Raw genomic sequence first — 17,154 nt, 5'->3', positions numbered from 1 at the left:
AGCCCGCAAGGCTGCGCGGTTCGGATACGGCGCGTCGAGATCCCCGATTCTCCTGCCGGAGGATCGGGTTTTTCGTGTATGGATCTGCGGCGTTTTTTCGGTGCGGAAGAGGCATGACGGCTTGAACCCGGACACTCTTGTGTCCGGGTTGTTCTTTTATGATAGAGACAGCGAAAGCCGTACACTTTGCGAAAAAGGAGAATCCGAAATGGGCGAACGGGAACAAAGACTGCACGAATACGGACGGTGGATCGAAACGATGCGGGCGCTGGAGCGCAAAAGGGAGTCGTTCTGGGATCGCGCGCTCGGCGAAGGGAAATGGACGCTGCGGGAAATGGTAGCGCATATCGTCGAGTGGGACTGCCATTTTTACGGAAATGCGGTCAAAAAGACGGCGGAAGGTCAAGCGACGACGCTCAAGCGGCAGAATGTCGACCTGTTCAACGCCAAAGCGTCGGCCGCGGGGCTGATGCTGTCGGGAGCCGAATTGGCGTCGCGGGCCGTCGCGGTGCGCGAACTGCTCATGCGGACGGTCGGCGGTATGCCCGACGAGACGTACCAGCGTATCGCGGTGCAGCCGGACGGACTTACGTTTCAGCCGGAGTCGTTCCTGCGCGACAGCATCCGGCACGATCGGCATCATCTGGAGCAGCTGCGCACGCTCGGGCGGTTATGAATAGGAACAAGAACAGAAATAGGACGCGAATACGGCCGAAAAAAAAGAGCGCATGCCAAAACCACCGCCGGAGCCGGAAGCTCCTGCGGTGGTTTTGGGTGCGCGCGTTTATAGGGTACGTGCTTACATCATGCGTGCCTGAATCTTCCGTGCCGGTTCGGCCTGCAGGCGCCGAATCGACCGGCAGCGTAAGCAGCCTAAGCGGCCTAAGCGGCGTTACGGCGTAAGCTCGGCTATCGACCGCTCCTGCCGCGTGCCGTTCGTCGGCAGGGTTACTGTCCGATTTCCTGCGCGCCCCGATATACCAGGTCGAACAGATCTTCCAGATGTTCTTCGGCGATACAGGAGAACGCGATGCGCAGGTCGGTCTCGCCGAGAGCGATCGTACCCACGCCGTATTCGTGCAGCAGGCGCTGGCGCAGCGCTTCGGCCGGGATGCCCGGATTCAGCTTGAGGCACATGAAGTAGCCGGAGTTGAACGGGTAGTACGTCCAGACGCCTTCGTATTTGCCGCTGTCGAGCAGCGCTTTGACCTTGTTGGCGCGGCCTTTCATGATCAGGAATTTCTCCTGCTTCTGGGCTTCGAACTCCGGCGATTTGAGCGCGTCGAGCACGAACGTCTGCGACGGGTGCGGGCCGCTGGAGATGGTGGCGCGGATAATGCCCATCGTCTTCTGCTCAAGCGCCGTCAGCACGTCGGCGTCGTCCGACGCGTACGTGATAAAGCCGACGCGGAAGCCCCAGACGAATTCTTCCTTGGTCGCGCCGTCGATCTTGATCGGCAAAATGCGCGGATGCAGGCCGGCAAGCTTGCCGAACAGCGATTCGTGCAGCGAGTCTTCGAAGAAGAGGCCGAAATAGGCGTCGTCGGTCACGACGACGAGGTTGATGCCGGCTTCGGCGGCTTCGACGAGCACGGAGACGATCTCTTCGCCTTCCGCGACGCTCGGCGTGTAGCCGGTCGGGTTGTTCGGGAAGTTGAGCGGCACGATCGCTTTGCCCGCTTCCTTTTGTTCCAGCAGCGCCCGGCGGAACGCCGGCGCATTGAAGCGCATGTCCGCGTCGAACAGTTCGTAGTTGACGATCTTCGCGCCGCGGCGGATGCCGAACGTCAGCTCGTAGTTCTCCCAGTTCTTGTCCGGGTAGACGACCGCGTCGCCGCTGTCCGCGAACAGATCGGCCACGATGCTGAGGCCGTGCGTCAGCGCGTTGGTCGTAATCGGATTGCCGAACGCTTTGCCTTCGAGCGAAGGATTCTCGCGGATCATCTTCTCGCGCCAGGCGGCGCGCAGTTCCGGCTTGCCCGCGGGAGGCGCGTAGCCGTACAGATCTTTCGGGCTGTAGGCCGAAAGTTTATCCTGGATCACGTTCAGGTGCATCGGTCCGCCGTTCTCGGTCGCGATGCCGATCGTGGCATTATATTTCTTGGCGTGCGTCGTCGCTTCGGCGGATTGGCTCAAGATGCCTTCCTTCGGGAAATAGATTTCCCGGCCGAGTCCCGATAGCATATCGTGGACATGCGCGTTTGCGGTTCTGATCTTTTCGTTCCATTGTTCAGCCATAGGGTTCATTGCAAGTCGTCATCCTTCCAAACCGAATTGCGTCAATTATAGCATTCTCCCCCCGTGTCGTCACGGGAAAAGCAAGGATTTTTTGGCTTGGCGAGCCGGCTTGGCCGCTATTTTGTCGAAAAAAATTCACGATGTCCCCGGCCTGCGTACGCTCCGAATTTCCGAATGTTTAGGCTTTGATGTCAACTTTTTGTGCGGAAACAAGGAAGGCAAGGACGATGCGGAATGGTAGCGGAAAAAAAGGCGGTTGACGGGCGGGCCGCTGCGGACATAGTGTCTTCTCCCGGCGGACATAGATTCATTTCGCCCGCCGGACGTGTAGAATAGAACAAGGCACGCCGACGTCTTCTTTTTTGGCGGACGTATTCTTTTTTTAACCGAGGAGGAGTCTTGTTATGGGCATGATCGGGTACTTGAGGCGCATACCGGAGCAGTCATTGTCGTCGTTGATTCACGGAGGCCTGGATCTGTACGCGTACATTCAGGGAGACGAAGGCGAAGAACTCGATCTCGACAAAGCGTGGCACGGCCTGCAATATTTGCTGTGCGGCGACGCCTGGAGCGGGGAAGGCCCGCTGTTCGACGCGCTCATGGGCGGCAAAGCGCTGAACGAGGACGAACAGGAAGACATCATTGTGCGGTATCTGACGCCGGACGAAGTGCGCGAAGTGTCGTCGGCGCTCGAAAGCGTCAGCGAGCCGGATCTGGCCAAAGGCTTCGAGCCGGACGACATGAACGAAGCCGGCGTCTATCCGTCCGCGGACTGGAACGAAGCCGGAGAACTGGATTACGTGCTCGGCTATTACGAGCCGATGCGCGCGCATTATCGGGCGGCCGCGGCGGCGGGCGAAGGCATGCTGATCTATGTCTCCTGAAGATCGGCGCAGAGAATCGAAGCACGCAGGCAGGGAGGAAGGACCGATGCATAATCACCAAACCGGGCAGCCGCTTTCGTTTCGCTCGAGATTGAACGGCGCGCTGCTTGGACTGACGGCCGCGGACGCTTTGGGCGTTCCGGTGGAGTTTCGGCAGAGGGCGTATCTGGACGCCAACCCGGTCACGGACATGTTCGGATACGGCACGTACAACCAGCCTCCGGGCACGTGGTCGGACGACAGCACGATGACGTGGTGCACGGTGGAGAGCCTGGTGCTGCAAAAAGAATGCGATACCGAAGACATGGCCGGCCGTTTCGTTCGCTGGCTGCAAGAGGGCTACATGACGCCGCACGGCGAACTGTTCGATATCGGCAACGCGACGCGCGAAGCGCTGGAACGCTATCGGGAAGAGGCGATGTGGGCGAGATTTGCCGGGCTGACGCGCGAGAGCGCCAACGGCAACGGTTCGCTGATGCGCATTTTGCCGCTCGCTTTCCATGTGCGGGGCATGGAGGCGGCGGAGCGCGACCGTCTGGTCGAAGAAGTGTCGTCGATCACGCACCGGCACCCGCGTTCCGTGCTGGCCTGCCAGATCTACGTGGAGACCGCGCTTGCGCTGCTGGACGGGCATTCGGCGGAAAAAGCGTATATGACGGCGGTCGCCGCTATCCGCGAACGCCACGCCGGGCACGCCGAATCGGCGGCATTCGAGCGGGTGCTCGGCGGACGGCTGGCGGAGCTTGAGCGGGACGCGATCCGTTCGAGCGGCTATGTGGTCGATACGCTCGAAGCGGCGCTGTGGTGCCTGCTGACGACCGGCAGCTACCGCGACGCGGCGCTCAAGGCGGTCAATCTCGGCGAAGACACCGATACGACCGGAGCGGTCGTCGGCGGACTGGCGGGCATTCTGTACGGCGAAGCCGGCATCCCGGCCGAATGGCTGTCGCAGCTGGCGAAGCTGGAGGAACTGCGGGAGCTATGCGGCCGGTTGGAAAAGAGGCTGTTGTCTTCGGGTTAGGTTTTTGGGTTAGGTGGATGTTCTTGATCATAATCAATAATACCGATTCAAATAAAGGGTCCAACAAATTACGGCTGCAATGAACATAAATAAATGGAAGATGCAGAGACGGTATACGCGAGGGATCGAGATCCATTTCTCGGTCAGTTTCATCGTGAATTCATCCCATTTATCGTGATCAAGCAAAGACCTCACCTCCAATGTATAGGTTGAGATACGCCGCACGGATCGGGCTGCTGCAACGTATGGCATTTGCGATGATGCAGATTAAGCGCTGTAGTCAAAATATAATCTTGTTTTGATTGAAAGATTAGAGTCTTTGAGACTAAAAAATGAACGGGCACGTAGGGATTTGGTCGAACAAGCAGTGATTTGGTCAAAAAAAGAGCGTAACCGCCGGGGCGGTTGCGCTCTTTTTGGCGTGCGGGGCGGACGGTGCGCATCCGGAGGCGAGCGGCCGGCTGGAAAAGTTCCGCCGCCGCAGCCGGGCGGGGACGCTCATGCACAGACGGATCGGCATTTACTTGGCCGTGTCCGTAATGCGCCGCAGCAGCTGTTGAAGCGGGTCGCCGTTCTCGGCCGCGCGCATGCGCGCGGCGTAAAGTTCCCGGTCGCGGTGCAGCCGATCCAGCTTCGCGAAGAACGCTTCGTCGCTCCAGGCGTCTTCGTCGAGGCTCTCGGCGTAGCCGGCGCGGACGAACGAATCCGCGTTCAGGATCTGGTCGCCGCGGCTTTGCGAGCGGCCGAGCGGGCAGAGCAGCATCGGCTTGCCCAGCGACAGAAACTCGAAGATCGCGTTTGATCCGGCGCGGCTGAACACAAGGTCGGCCGCCGCGAGCACGTCGGGCAGCGATTCGTGCACGAATTCGAACTGGCGGTAGCCCGCGCGCTCTTCCAGCTGCGGGTCGAGGCCGCCGCGGCCGCACAGATGCACGACGTCGAAGCGGTGCAGCAGCTCGCCGAGATTGCGGCGCAGATTGCCGTTCAGCGCGCGGGAGCCGAGGCTGCCTCCGGCAGCGAGCAGCACGGGCTTGGCGCCGTCGAAGCCGAGGAATTCGAGGCCGCGCGCGGCGCTGCCGGTCTTCAATTCGGGGCGGACGACCGAACCGATCTGCACCGCTTTGCCGGATTTGACCGCGGCGGCCGTCTCCGGAAAAGTCGTGCAGAGCGCCGCGGCAAACGGCAGCGCGAGTCGGTTGGCGAGTCCGGGCGAATAATCCGATTCGTGGATCAGCGCGGGCACCCGGTTCATCCAGGCGCCGAGTACGACCGGCACGGACACGAAGCCGCCTTTGGAAAAGACGACCTGTGGCTTGAGCCGCCGGATCAGGCGCCGCGACTGGCCGACGCCTCTGAGAATGCGCAGCGGATCGGAAAAGTTTTGCAGCGAGAAGTAGCGGCGCAGCTTGCCCGTGGCGATCGCATGGTAAGTCACGCCGGGCAGCGCGGACACCAGTTCTTTTTCGATGCCGGTCTCCGAACCGATATAGTGTATCGACCAGCCCTGTTCCCGAAGCACGGGAATGAGCGCCAGATTGACCGAGACGTGTCCGGCCGAGCCGCCTCCGGTCAGAACGATGCGTTTATCCGAAAAAGACGAAGGCCGGGCAGCGCGGCGCGAAGGCGCGGCGGAAGCCGGGCGTGAAGCGGGATGGGCAGTCATGGCGTTGAAAGTCTCCTTTGTAGGGGCGATTCCGGCGCGCGGAGCGGGCTCCGGCCATGCCGGGCGGACCGCGCGCAAGCTCCATTGTACGTTTCGACGCGGCAAAAGCCAACCGTAGCGCTTTCCGGCGGCGCGGCGGCGCTAACGAATCGTCATCACGCTATATGCCGATTTGGACGCTTTTTTCCAAACTAACGAATCGAGAGCACGCTATTCGAGCCGCGAAGCTCTTTTTAAAGCGAAAATGGACAAATAGCGATACTACGATTCGTTAAAATGGAAAATCGGCTGTAAAACGACGATTAGCGTTACGACGATTCGTTAGCGCAGGGATGGCGGGTAGAAAGGGGAAGCCGACGGCAGCCGCGCCCGCCCGCGCTCTCCGGCCGCGCCAGCCCGCGCTCTCCGGCCGCGCCAGACCCGCCCGGCCCAGCTCCGCACGCATAGAAAAGAAGCCGTCCTCTACACCCGGAGCGGCTTCTTTTTTCCTGTTCGGCCTGTTCGGTTCGGCCGGTTGGCCTTACTTCAAGATCAGCAGCCGGTCTTCATCCGGACCCGGCTTGGCGTTGGGGGCGGTGCTCACCGAATTGTTCGTCAGCACGTAGACGCGTCCGCCGTGAACGGCCACGTCGCGGATGCGGCCTTCGCCGGTCAGGACGTCGGTCATCGTCTTGGAGAGCGGGTCGAACTGCTTGAGGCTCTGGCCGACAAGCGTCGCGACCAGAATCTTGTCGTCCGGCGTCGCCGCGATGCCGGAAGGCGCGATCGCCCGGTCGCCGGCGACGTAATACGGCGGGATCAGGCCCGGCGCCGTCTCGGTACCCTGAATCTTCGGCCAGCCGTAGTTGGCGCCTTTGGCAATGACGTTGATCTCGTCGAGGCCGGTCCGGTCGGTGCCGCTGCCGCCGGGAATCGGCGCGCCGCTCGGTCCGTGGTCCGACGCGTACAGCGTGCCGCTGGACGTCCAGGCGAGGCCCTGCGCATTGCGCAGGCCGTACGCGTACACGTACGAATTTTTGAACGGGTTGTCTTTGGGCACTTGGCCGCTCGTCGTCATGCGCAGCACTTTGCCGGCGGAACTCGACAGGTTCTGGGACAGCTCGCGCCGGTTCGCGTCGCCGGCCGTGCTGTACAGCATGCCGTCCGGTCCGATCGCGAGGCGTCCGCCTTCGTGGATACGGCCGCCTGGGATACCGTCCAGCAGTTCTTTTTGCTCGCGCCAGACGCCGTTCACGAGCTTCACCTTGACGATGCGGTTCAGCGCTTCGCCTTTTTCCTCGTAAGCATGGTAGATGTAGGCATACTTATTTTTGGCGAAGTTCGGATCGAGCACGAACCCGGTCAGGCCGGCTTCGCCGACGACGCGCAGCGCTTTTTTGGTTCGCACTTCCTGCACCGTCTGCTTGCCGTTTTTCACTTCGACGATGCCGCCGCCGCGCTGCGTAATATAGACGACGTCTCCGGCAAACTGCATCGACCACGGAATTTTAAGCTTCGTCGCCGCCACGTCGTAACCGCCTTGCAGCGAATCGGTGACGCTGGCTTTCGCCGCGCTCGTCGCCGAAGCGGCCGCCGCGCCTGCCGCTGGACTCGCCGCCGGGATCGCGGACGCGCCCGCGCCCGGACCGGGCGAAATTTTGAGAATGCCGGCCGCAGCCGACGGGATTTGCGACTCTGCCGTTTGCTGTGCCTCTCGCTGATCCGCCGCGTAAGCCGAGATCGGCACAGCAAGCAGCAGGGCTGCCGTCAGCGCTTTGCTTTTCGTGCTCAATAGGGGCATGGTTAAATCCCTCCTTCTTTTTTCCATTTTTACCCGGGAGGTGCGGGCTCAATCTTTTTTCGCCAAAAAGCACCCTATTCTTATGCGTTATCGCAAAATAAGCAGTTTATCATCGCCTTCCGCCGGCGAGCCGCGTCCGTCGGTATTGTTCGTCAGGACGTAGACCTGTCCGTCGTGGACGGCCACGTCGCGGATACGGCCGACGCCGCTCAGCACGTCCGCCATCTCCCCGGTCTCGGGATCAAAAGACGTCAGGCTCTCGCCGCGCAGATTCGCGACCAACACTTTGCCGTCCGGCGTCGCCGCGATGCCCGAAGGCGCGATCGCTTCTTCGCCCGTATGGTACAGCGGTGGCGTCAAGCCTTCCCCGCTCTCGTCGCCCAGCACGTCCGGCCAGCCGTAATTGGCACCCGGCACGATCTCGTTCATCTCGTCGTGGCCGCCGGGATTGCCGCTCGGCCCGTGTTCGGAAGCGTACATCGTGCCGTCCGCAAGCCAGTCGATGCCCTGCGAATTGCGGTGGCCGTACGAATAGACGTAGGAATCCGCGATCGGATTGTCGCCCGGCACGCCGCCTTCCGGCGTCATCCGCAGAATCTTGCCCGCGACGCTGCCGGTATCCTGCGCCGAACTCTCGTCCTGCGCGTCGCCCGTCGTCACGTACAGCATGCCGTCCGGCCCGAACGCGATCCGTCCGCCGTCGTGCACGCGCGCGCCCGGAATACCGTCGAGCAGTACCGCCGTCTCGGTCCAGCCCGAACCCGAAGGCTCTTCTTCGATCCGGATCACGCGGTTGCGGATGCCGTCGCCTTCTCCGTACGTATGGTAGACGTAAGCCGCGCGCGACTCCGCAAAGTCCGGCGCCAACGCGAAGCCGAGCATCCCGCCTTCGCCTGCTTCCAGCACGCCGGGGTCGAGCGAGACCGGCTGCACCGTCTGCCGGCCGCCGGACACTTTGGCGATAGAACCGCCGCGCAGCGTCATATAGACCGTATCGCCGGCGAACTGGATCTCCCACGGCGTCTCCAGCCTCTCCGCGGCGATCTCCGTTTCTCCGGTCAGGCCGTCGGTCACGCTGCCGCCGCTGCCTGCGCCGGTGCCGCCCGAACCCGAAGTCGCACTTTTCCCGTCGTTACCGGTATCCGCCGCGGCGCCGTCCGCCCCGGGTTCGGCCTTCCCGTCCGCGCCGTCCGTTCCGTTCGCTTCATTCGGGTCCGTTCCCGCGTCCGTGCCTTCGCCCGCTTCGCTGCCCGCGTTCGGCGTCTGCACGGGCGACTGTCCGGCCGGAACCGATCCGGCGGGAGCGCCGGTCTGACCCGAACAAGCCGCGAGCGGCAGCAGGAGCAGAAGCGCGGCGAGCTTTTTAGGGGTATAGGTTCGCATGAATATCCTCCTTGGGCTTGCGTATAGGTGTACCGTCAGCCAATCTGCGCGCTGCAAAACGGCTTGGGTCGTTTCACAGTTTCATAGGCTCGCAGATTCAAGCTTACGGGTTTTTACCCGATGGGAGGCGAGCCGACCCCGACCCGGAAGCCGCGATTGCAGCCAAAGCCACGCGGACCCGCCCGAAGCGGTTGGTGCGCAGGCCGGGAAATGGTAAAATAAACAATGACGTCCGTGCCGGAGCGGCAGCGGGCCGTTTGATCCCGAATCGGTTTCAATTCGATCTCGAATCGATTTCGATTTGATCCCGAATCTATCTTGATCCATGTTCGACGTCAGGTTTTTTTAGTTGTCTATTCGCACTTTTGGAGGTTACAATCATGTCCGAATTTGAACGCATCAGTGAACATATTTATGTCATGCACGCGGAGCAGGAGACGGACCGTCCGCTGCTCGCGGCCGTGGCGGGCAGCAGCCGGACGCTGCTGATCGACGGGGGCAACTCGCCTGCGCACGCCGCCGCGTTCCGCGATTATTTGGCCCGGGAAGGTGTGCGCAGCCCGGACGTTATGGTGCTGACGCATCACCACTGGGACCATTCTTTCGGCTTGTCCGAGTGGAGCCTGCCCGCGATCGCCCAGCGGCAGACGGCCGAGATGCTGCGCGGCTTCGCGGCACTCCGGTGGAACGAAGAGACGCTCGGGCGCCTGATCGACGAAGGCGTCATGAGCGAGCAGACCCGGACCGATCTGCGCGCTGAGTACGAAGGAGACCTGGGCCGGATCCGGGTCGACGAACCGAACATCGTGTTCGAGCGGTTTATCGACGTGCATCTGGGCGGCCTGACGTGCGAAATCCGCTACGTGGGCGGCGACCATTCGGCGGATTCGTGCGTCGTGTACGTGAAGGAAGCAGGGACGCTGTTCCTCGGGGACGCGCTTGCGCCTTCCGTGTACGGCGGTCCGATGAAATATACGACCGGCAAGTTTCTGGCGCTGCTCGATACCGTATTCGCTTACGGCGCGGACGTGCTCGTCGAGTCCCACGGCCGCCCGGTGTCGCGCGAAGCGTTCTACGAGGACGTGCGGCGGTACGAGCTGCTGGCGCGGCAGGTGCTGCGGCACGGGCCGGATCGGAGTGCGGTAGAGCGCGACCTGCGCGCGGAGCTTGGGATCGGGGCGGATCAACCGCTGCCGCAAGATCTGGACGAAGCGACCGGGTATTTCATGCACGGGCTGGAGAAGTAGGCGGACCTTGATGGTCGGGGGTAAAAAGAAAAGGCCGGGCCGGGCGCGCGAAAGCGGCGCCGGGACCGGCCTTTTCGCTGCGGGGAGGCGTCCGCGGGCGTTCGGCGCTCTGCGTCCGCGCCGAACGCCGCGGCATCGAACCGGGCGTCGGTGGGGAACGGACGAGGCGGGCGGCGCTTACAGCCGCGAGTGCGGGCTGTTCTCCAGCGCGTCGGCCATGCTGTCGCCGTACGACAAGCCGAGCGATTCGTACGCGATCAGGATCGCGCCTGCTGCCGGCGTCAGGCGGGGCGCGGTCCAGCGGAAACGTCGGCCCGGCTGCGAGCAGATCATATCCTGCAGGCCGCCCAGCATGTAGGCGCTGCCCGCGACGCTGCCGGTCTGGGAGACCGGAATGTCCGGTCCGCCGAAGAAAGCGGCCAGCAGGTCGGAGCCGACGCCGATCTGCCGCAGCGCTTCGTCGCAGACGCGGACGGCGATCGGCGAGCCGGCTTCCGCATGGCGGGTCACGACCGGCGCGAACAAGCCGAACAGCCGGTCGCGGCGCTCCCGCGAGAGCCCGAAGCCGCGGCTGGCGGATTCCGCCAGTTCCCGCAGGTCGGACGCGCGGAAGAAGCGCAGCATGTCGCGCACGAGAGCGGCGTCGCCGGGCGTCTCCCGTCCGGCCAGCGCGTCGTAGACGGTCTCGTACCCGAGGAAGCGGGCGCCGCTGGCCGCGTAATGGCCGAAATCGTAATTGCGCAGCCATTGGCCGCGTTCCGTATGCGCCAGCAGAATCGAGCCCGTGCCCGAGGCGACGAGAATGCCCGAACCGCCGGCGAGCGCTCCGCGGTGCGCGATGACCGCGTCGTTCACGGCCCGGCTCGGGCACGCCAGCCCGAATCCGGCAGTCAGCCGTTCGGCCCACGCCCGGTCGGCTTCGTCGTCGAATCCGGCGATGCCGGCAGCGACGAACGCGACGTCTTCCGCCCGGCATTCCGCCTGGGCCAACGCTTCAAGCATCTGTTCCACGAGCGGGGCGGCGTCGGTTCGCTGCTTGGGCAGCAGATCGGCTTCGACCTTGACGTAGGCGCGGACTTCGCCCGCAAGGTCGGCGATCATGATGCGGACATTGGTGCCGCCCATATCGATTCCGGCAACGACGGAATCCGTATTGATATTTTCCAGCATGTGCAGCCTCCTTGTCGGTAAAGATCCGGACAGGCCGGAACCATTAATCGCATTGTAACCGCTTGTGGCCTCTTTCATCAAACCCGCCGCCCGGCCGCGCCGCAGCTAGTGTCGGGATTCCCGTTTTTGACCCGCATGCAAAGCGTTTCTTTCTGGTATAATGGGAATGAATGTTTGCCCGACGAAGAAGGAGGAATGCGCCGTGAAGGAAGTGCTCCGCGAGATCGAAGCCATCGCCCGCTGTTCCGAAGCGATCAGCAGTATCGAATTCAAGCATCTGAAGCTGTCCCGGGGACTGGATCTGTATCTGACGTTCGTGTGCGAATATCCGGGCGAGCCGGCCGGCACGGTGGCGGACCGGCTCAAGGTCAAGCGGGCCGCCGCTTCGCGCGCGCTGGGGAAGCTGGCGGACGACGGCTTGATCGAACTGCGCGAAGCGCCCAACCTGCGCAAGGACAAGCGGGTCTACCCGACCGAGACGGGCAAATCGGCGTATCTGTTCATCCGCGACGAAGGCGAATACGCGGATCAATCTTCGCTGCGCAGCCTGTCGCCGGAAGAAATTCCGCAGCTGCTCGACATGCTGTACCGGGTGAGGGTGAATGTGGAGAAAGACTGGCGCTTCGTGCAAAAAGGCGGGCGCCGGCCGTATATCCACGATTATTACAACCGGCTGATTGCCGCGGGCCCGGAAATGGGCGGGGAACCGGGTGCCGTGCAGCCGGATACCGGCGGGCGGGGCGGCCCGGAACTCTCTTCCGCTCCGCCGGATACCGGCGAGAAACGTTCCGCCGCCGGGCCGCCGCAAGCGCCGGCCGCTTCGGACGGGGAGCGCGAAGTCTCGCTGTGGACGTATGAAGAGAGCCGCGAGCAGGCGCGGCGCGAAGCCGAAGAACGGGCCAAGCGGCGGCAGGACACGGAGAAAGCCGGGCCCGATGAACGGGGCTGACGGGCGCTTCGCCGTCCGCCATCTTCGTTCGCCGTCTGTTCGTCCGGTCCGTTTTCCGGGCCGGGCCTGTTCGGATGCCGCGCCGCTTGTCCGCCGGCATCTTCCATTACTTTTACACGAAGAAAGGAGCGGGTACCGTTGCTGAACGTGCCGCCATCCTCTTTTATTTTGACGCCCTACGTCGCGAAGATCGCGTGCGAACCGGGCTGGAAATGGCAAAAACGCGAGCAGCCGCTCCAGAACTATGACCTGTTCTACGTCTGGAGCGGGGAAGGGCGGCTGCTGCTGAACGACGAACCGCACGAGATCGGCAAAGGAAGCTGTTTCCTGTTCCGGCCGGGCGACCATACGAGCGCCACGCACAATCCGCAGAAGCCGCTCGTGCTGACGTATATCCATTTCAATATCGAAGGAGAGACGACCGATATTCCGCATGCGTACCGCATGCTGGACGAGACGGTCGACTTCGAATATTTGCTGTCGCGCTACGTCCGCCTGCTGCTGAGCGAAGCGTACGGGGCCGAAGAAGAAGCGAAGCTGCTGCTCAAGCAGATGATGATCCAACTGCTGCGCGGCGACCGCGAACAACCGTCGGAACGCCGGGGCAGCAACCATCTGTACGAGGTCGTGCACGAAGCGGCCAACTACGTCCGGCAGCATCCGAGCCTCGCCCACCGGGTCGAAGACCTGGCCGCGCGGGCCGGATTGTCGCCGAGGTATTTTTCCGCCAAATTCAAAGAACTGGTCGGAGCCTCGGTGCAATCGTACATTATTCGCATGCGGATCGAACGCGCGCAGCATCTGCTCGGCCATGCCGGCATGAACGTCACGGAAGTGGCGGAAGCGCTCGGCTACCGGGACATTTTCTTTTTCAGCCGGCAGTTCAAGCAGTACACGGGCAAAAGTCCGTCCGAAATACGCTGACCCCGCCTTGCGGGGCGGCGGTTCCTCCCGCTCCGTTAATCGGATCTTCCGCCGCGCTGTTTAGAGAGTCACACCGCGGGGTAATGATTCGTTAGCTTTCATTCTTTAGACGCGATAGCGCGGGAATGAGGAAGGAGGAACGATCATGTTAATCAAAAGACGGATTAGCTGCGGCGCGGGGCGTACCGGGGGCAATGCCATTTTCCGCAACCGTTTGCGCCGGGTCAAAGCGGCCGAACAAAGCGAATTGTGGTTCTGATTTCTTTTCAACGTCCATAATGATCGACCATATATGCACGATGCGGCACCCGTATGCACAGTGCGCCTGTGTCCGCCGAGGCGGACGGCTTGCGCCCGAAGCCTACATATTTTCTTGCACGGCGGACGACGGCCTTGCGGCCGGGCCCGATGCGCAGGAAACCCGAAGACCTCCGGAATTTTTCCGGAGGTCTTTTTGGTGCGTGCTTCATTTCCCTTTGAGGCCGTGCGGATCTTCGGCGCAAACGGCGGGCAGCCGTTCGTACTCGAGGAACGGATCGCCCAGCTCAAGGCTGTACGCTTCCGTGTCGCTTGCGCCGACGTACAGCACCGCCCGGCCGTCCGCTTCGCGGATCAGCCCGCCGCTGAAGATGACGTCGACCAGATCGGGACGCTTGGCCGGACCGTCGGGGAAATCGCCGCGGACCGCGACGATCTTCAGCTCTGTTTTTTCCAGCGTCCACGGGTTGAGCCCGAACGTCATCGCATGATAATGCAGCATGCCGTCCGCGTCGCGGCGCGAAATATGACCGAGCACGCCGAGCATGCCGTTGCTCAGCATATGGATCTCGTTCGCGCCGCCCCATTCTTCCTTGACGAACTGGTCCCGGAACAGATGGCCGTGCAGGAAGATCGTCTCGGACAGCTCCTCGAACGATTGGATGATATTGAATCCGATAACGGCGACCCGTCCTTCCACGCCGAAAGGCCGGGAGAAGAATCCGACCGTGCCGTCGATCAGCGGCGTCAGCCGGATGTCTTTCATGTTCCACGGACCGGACTTGACGTGCGTCAAATCGTGCAGCACGCTTCCGCGGTACAGCACGGTGCGCCAGCCGTCGATTTTGCGTTCGGGTTCTTTGGAGAAGTGCAGCTGCACGCCGCCCATGATCCATTCGCCGCCGAGCCGCGTAATAAACGGGTCCTGCAGGCGGAAGCGCGGCAGATCGGCTTTGGCTTTCCAGATGCCGTTCTCGGCCGTGAAAAAGACGACTTCCGAATCTTCGGAATTGCGTTCTTCCACCCGTCCCGCCATATACCATTCGCCTTCGTTCCGGAACGGAGCCGTAATATTGTACACGTCGCGTCCGTCCACGCCTTCGAACACAAGTTTGCGGCCTTTGGTCTCGGCCGGCACGTAATCGCGCAGCAGTTCTTCGCACGTTCGGGCCGTCCATTCGCTTCGCAGCATGCTCATGAGCGTTGGCCTCCGGCCGCGGCGGCCGGCTCGTCATGCCGCAGCGGCCGCATGGCCGCCTGGGCCGTGCAGTAGGACACGATGTTCTCGGAACCCTGGTTCAGGTTCAAGCCGCGGGCGTGCAGACCGTCGTAGCAGGCGCCCGTCCGGGCGTCGATCAGCGATTTGCGCAGCGAATTGCTGCCGTGGAACCAGTCGTAACAGCGGACCGCAAAAGCGCGGTAAGCGGGATCGCCCAGCAGGTCGTACGCTTCCAGACAGGCGAGCAGCGTCTCGGCCGCTTCGATCGGCTGTTCGTCGTACGGCGCCGGAGCTTCGCCCCGGACGTACCAGCCGTCGCTGCCGATCGGCTTGAAATATCCTTCGGGCGCGGACGTTTTTTGCAGCAGAAAATCAAGGCTTTCCCGCGCGGCTTCCGCGTACTCCGTCCGGTTCGGCAGCCGCGACGCTTTGAGCAGCGCCCAGGGCAGCATGGCGTTGCCGTACGTGATCGAATCTTCGTACCAGTGCCAATCGTCTCTGCGATACGTCCGGTAGCTGCCGAGCAGCCGGCCGGCCATCTTGTCGACCAGCGCTTCGATCCGCGTGCGCGGCAGAAACTCCGGGTCCGGCGCGTCCGCGTCTCCGTAAGGAAACGCGTAGAGCAGCGCCCCGGGAGCGTCCAGTATCGAAGTCAGGCCGATTAAGGCGTACGCCATCGCCCGCGGCGAACGAATCTCCTCCAGATGCGGCAGCGCGCGGTTCAGCATGTACTTGCACGTATTTTGCAGATTGTCCGGCAGCGGACTGTCTGCGATCGCCGAGCCGAGCGCCCAGGCGCAGCGGCCCTGGCAGTCTTCGGAACCGATCGTCTCCGCGAACGAGCGGTCGTAATTCATGAAGTTCCGGAAGCTGCCGTCGTCATTTTGCGCGTGATACAGAAAAGCTGTATACGTATGCGCCAGATCCAGCGTCGTCTCGCCCGGCTGGGCCGCATAGGCCAGCGCGGCGGCGATCAGCGCCCGGGCATTGTCGTCCGACGTATAGCCGTGGAAACGGTCGGGCACGCCGAATTTGGTATGCTGAAAAATGCCGGTGTCGTCCGTCAGCCGGCGCAGGTACGACAGGGAGAGCGCGTCGGGGTTCGGGGCGGTGTTCAAACGGCACTTCCTTTGGCGGAGCAGGTGCGCAGCAGCGCCGCGTATTCGCCGGCGATATGGTTCCAGTGCATCGTGCTTCCGAGCTGGAGCGTCCGGCGTTCCATGTCCGCTTTGAGCTCCGGTTGATCGAAGACGCTCAGGATATGTTTTTCCAGCGAGACCGAATCCCGGAACTCCGCCAGCAGTCCCCGTCCGTCCGCCAGCATCTCCTGCGCATAGCGGTAAGGCGTCGAGATGACGACCCGTCCGTAGCCGATGCCGAACGCGAGCGTCCCGCTGACCGCCTGATCCTGCCCCAAATACGGGGTGAGGTAGATGTCCGACATAACGAGCGACTGCACAACTTCTTCCTGCGACAGATGCTTGTCCACGAACAGCACGTTTGTGCCGAGGCCCAGTTCCGCGACCCGCTGCTGGAGACTTTCCCGGTACACTTCGCCTTCGCGGCGCTTGATGCTAGGGTGGGTACGGCCCCAGATGATGTACAGCGCTTCGGGATGGGTAAGCACGACGCGGCTCATCGCTTCGATGACGTATTCGATGCCTTTGCCGGGACTGAGGAAGCCGAACGTGGACAGGATCTGGCGTCCTTCGTGCCCGTAACGGACTTTCAGCTGCTCGCGGCTCTCTGTCTGCACAGTCGGGACGCCGTGATGGTGCATCTCGATTTTGGTCGGCGAGATGTCGTACACGTCGGTCAAATCGGCGATTTTGTTGCGCGCCATCGTGACGACCTTGAAGCTGAGCGCGGCCAGTTCCTGCATGATCCGGCGCTGCTCCGAAGACGGGGCGGCCAGCACGGTATGAAAAATGACGATGAACGGAACGTGCAGCGCCGCGGCGAAATCGAGAATATGGCTGCCGTTGTCGCCGCCGTAGATGCCGAATTCGTGCTGGATGACGACGACGTCCGCGTCGCTCCGGTTGAGGTCATCCGCGGCCCGTAAATAATCGTCAAGCCGGTTCTGCGCGATTTTGCCGATCACTTCGCTGCGGTACGCATACGCTCTTTCGTCTTCTACCGCTATAATGGACGGGGGAGCGAAGTCGCCCAGCAGGGCCAACTGGCTCATCATATCCTGGGAAAAAACGGCCAATCCGCACTCGCGCGGCGAACTGGTTCCAACGAAAACGGCTTTGATTCCGGGCGTGGCAGGTTGGAGATTTGGATTTATCATGATAAATCCTCCTTTTCATATTTTTACATAAAACAGAACGAAAAAAAGAAATAAAGAGAGCTTTATTTCTATCAGGGGTGCATGAAAAGGAAAGGGTAAACAGAGTGATCCAGAAGAGGAGT

At 62.2% G+C, this 17,154-nt stretch carries 14 protein-coding genes; 6 read left to right on the top strand and 8 right to left on the bottom strand.

Translation table 11 applies throughout. From position 1 onward, the window contains the following. Nucleotides 1-208: 208 nt before the first annotated feature. Nucleotides 209-676: a DinB family protein gene (locus tag FFV09_RS06255; protein ID WP_141447011.1), complete on the top strand. Its 468-nt coding sequence runs from the start codon at nucleotides 209-211 to the stop codon at nucleotides 674-676. Between the two features lie 272 nt (nucleotides 677-948). On the opposite strand, the gene FFV09_RS06250 is transcribed toward FFV09_RS06255, so the two are convergent. After that, complete coding sequence (locus FFV09_RS06250) at nucleotides 949-2,247, bottom strand: aminotransferase class I/II-fold pyridoxal phosphate-dependent enzyme (protein WP_141447009.1); 1,299 nt, start codon at nucleotides 2,245-2,247, stop codon at nucleotides 949-951. A 395-nt stretch (nucleotides 2,248-2,642) separates the two neighbouring features. Here FFV09_RS06250 and FFV09_RS06245 point away from each other — a divergent pair, with 395 nt between their 5' ends. Both FFV09_RS06245 and FFV09_RS06240 read left to right on the top strand, forming a co-directional pair. After that, nucleotides 2,643-3,122 carry a YfbM family protein gene (locus FFV09_RS06245; RefSeq protein ID WP_141447008.1) on the top strand — a complete coding sequence of 160 codons (480 nt, stop codon included), beginning with the start codon at nucleotides 2,643-2,645 and terminating at the stop codon, nucleotides 3,120-3,122. A gap of 46 nt (nucleotides 3,123-3,168) precedes the next feature. After that, nucleotides 3,169-4,143 carry an ADP-ribosylglycohydrolase family protein gene (locus FFV09_RS06240; RefSeq protein ID WP_141447006.1) on the top strand — a complete coding sequence of 325 codons (975 nt, stop codon included), beginning with the start codon at nucleotides 3,169-3,171 and terminating at the stop codon, nucleotides 4,141-4,143. A gap of 520 nt (nucleotides 4,144-4,663) precedes the next feature. Here the strand turns inward: FFV09_RS06240 and FFV09_RS06235 are convergent. From FFV09_RS06235 to FFV09_RS06225, 3 genes are all read right to left on the bottom strand, one after another. After that, complete coding sequence (locus FFV09_RS06235) at nucleotides 4,664-5,806, bottom strand: undecaprenyldiphospho-muramoylpentapeptide beta-N-acetylglucosaminyltransferase (RefSeq protein ID WP_141447004.1); 1,143 nt, start codon at nucleotides 5,804-5,806, stop codon at nucleotides 4,664-4,666. 520 nt (nucleotides 5,807-6,326) lie between these two features. Next, nucleotides 6,327-7,586, bottom strand: coding sequence for a PQQ-dependent sugar dehydrogenase (locus FFV09_RS06230; RefSeq protein ID WP_141447002.1), 1,260 nt, complete (start codon nucleotides 7,584-7,586; stop codon nucleotides 6,327-6,329). Nucleotides 7,587-7,673: 87 nt separating this feature from the next. Then, complete coding sequence (locus FFV09_RS06225; protein ID WP_141447001.1) at nucleotides 7,674-8,969, bottom strand: PQQ-dependent sugar dehydrogenase; 1,296 nt, start codon at nucleotides 8,967-8,969, stop codon at nucleotides 7,674-7,676. Between the two features lie 380 nt (nucleotides 8,970-9,349). Between FFV09_RS06225 and FFV09_RS06220 the strand changes: the two genes are divergently transcribed. After that, the gene (locus FFV09_RS06220) at nucleotides 9,350-10,216 is read left to right on the top strand and encodes an MBL fold metallo-hydrolase (RefSeq protein WP_141446998.1); all 867 of its coding nucleotides are present in this window, start codon (nucleotides 9,350-9,352) and stop codon (nucleotides 10,214-10,216) included. Nucleotides 10,217-10,393: 177 nt separating this feature from the next. Here the strand turns inward: FFV09_RS06220 and FFV09_RS06215 are convergent, their stop codons facing one another. Further along, nucleotides 10,394-11,386 (bottom strand): N-acetylglucosamine kinase, encoded by a 993-nt coding sequence (locus tag FFV09_RS06215; RefSeq protein ID WP_170314956.1) that lies wholly within the window; start codon nucleotides 11,384-11,386, stop codon nucleotides 10,394-10,396. Between the two features lie 202 nt (nucleotides 11,387-11,588). Here FFV09_RS06215 and FFV09_RS23950 point away from each other — a divergent pair, with 202 nt between their 5' ends. Then, complete coding sequence (locus FFV09_RS23950) at nucleotides 11,589-12,335, top strand: MarR family winged helix-turn-helix transcriptional regulator (protein WP_246098492.1); 747 nt, start codon at nucleotides 11,589-11,591, stop codon at nucleotides 12,333-12,335. Nucleotides 12,336-12,473: 138 nt separating this feature from the next. Further along, entirely contained in the window at nucleotides 12,474-13,259 is a 786-nt protein-coding gene (locus tag FFV09_RS06205) for a helix-turn-helix domain-containing protein (protein ID WP_141446995.1), read from the top strand. A 466-nt stretch (nucleotides 13,260-13,725) separates the two neighbouring features. Here the strand turns inward: FFV09_RS06205 and FFV09_RS06200 are convergent, their stop codons facing one another. Genes FFV09_RS06200 through FFV09_RS06190 form a run of 3 tightly spaced genes read right to left on the bottom strand, consistent with a single transcriptional unit; the run spans nucleotide 13,726 to nucleotide 17,032 of the window. After that, a complete protein-coding gene (locus FFV09_RS06200) occupies nucleotides 13,726-14,709 on the bottom strand; it encodes a DUF1861 family protein (RefSeq protein WP_141450367.1) in 984 nt (327 codons plus the stop codon). Nucleotides 14,710-14,711: 2 nt separating this feature from the next. Further along, complete coding sequence (locus FFV09_RS06195) at nucleotides 14,712-15,854, bottom strand: glycosyltransferase (RefSeq protein ID WP_141446994.1); 1,143 nt, start codon at nucleotides 15,852-15,854, stop codon at nucleotides 14,712-14,714. Continuing rightward, on the bottom strand, nucleotides 15,851-17,032 hold the full coding sequence (locus FFV09_RS06190; RefSeq protein WP_141446992.1) for a glycosyltransferase family 4 protein: 1,182 nt from the start codon (nucleotides 17,030-17,032) through the stop codon (nucleotides 15,851-15,853). Before FFV09_RS06190 ends, FFV09_RS06195 begins: the two co-directional genes overlap by 4 nt. Nucleotides 17,033-17,154 lie beyond the last annotated feature (122 nt).

It is taken from the genome of Saccharibacillus brassicae (genome assembly GCF_006542275.1).
In the GTDB taxonomy this organism is placed as follows: Bacteria; Bacillota; Bacilli; order Paenibacillales; family Paenibacillaceae; genus Saccharibacillus; species Saccharibacillus brassicae.
This window is presented reverse-complemented; position numbering and strand designations above follow the sequence as displayed.

Bases quoted from the DNA above. Each gene is read 5' to 3' on its own strand.
- FFV09_RS06255 (WP_141447011.1), top strand. From the start codon at position 209: ATGGGCGAACGGGAACAAAGACTGCACGAATACGGACGGTGGATCGAA.
- FFV09_RS06250 (WP_141447009.1), bottom strand. From the start codon at position 2,247: ATGAACCCTATGGCTGAACAATGGAACGAAAAGATCAGAACCGCAAAC.
- FFV09_RS06245 (WP_141447008.1), top strand. From the start codon at position 2,643: ATGGGCATGATCGGGTACTTGAGGCGCATACCGGAGCAGTCATTGTCG.
- FFV09_RS06240 (WP_141447006.1), top strand. From the start codon at position 3,169: ATGCATAATCACCAAACCGGGCAGCCGCTTTCGTTTCGCTCGAGATTG.
- FFV09_RS06235 (WP_141447004.1), bottom strand. From the start codon at position 5,806: ATGACTGCCCATCCCGCTTCACGCCCGGCTTCCGCCGCGCCTTCGCGC.
- FFV09_RS06230 (WP_141447002.1), bottom strand. From the start codon at position 7,586: ATGCCCCTATTGAGCACGAAAAGCAAAGCGCTGACGGCAGCCCTGCTG.
- FFV09_RS06225 (WP_141447001.1), bottom strand. From the start codon at position 8,969: ATGCGAACCTATACCCCTAAAAAGCTCGCCGCGCTTCTGCTCCTGCTG.
- FFV09_RS06220 (WP_141446998.1), top strand. From the start codon at position 9,350: ATGTCCGAATTTGAACGCATCAGTGAACATATTTATGTCATGCACGCG.
- FFV09_RS06215 (WP_170314956.1), bottom strand. From the start codon at position 11,386: ATGCTGGAAAATATCAATACGGATTCCGTCGTTGCCGGAATCGATATG.
- FFV09_RS06200 (WP_141450367.1), bottom strand. From the start codon at position 14,709: ATGCTGCGAAGCGAATGGACGGCCCGAACGTGCGAAGAACTGCTGCGC.
- FFV09_RS06190 (WP_141446992.1), bottom strand. From the start codon at position 17,032: ATGATAAATCCAAATCTCCAACCTGCCACGCCCGGAATCAAAGCCGTT.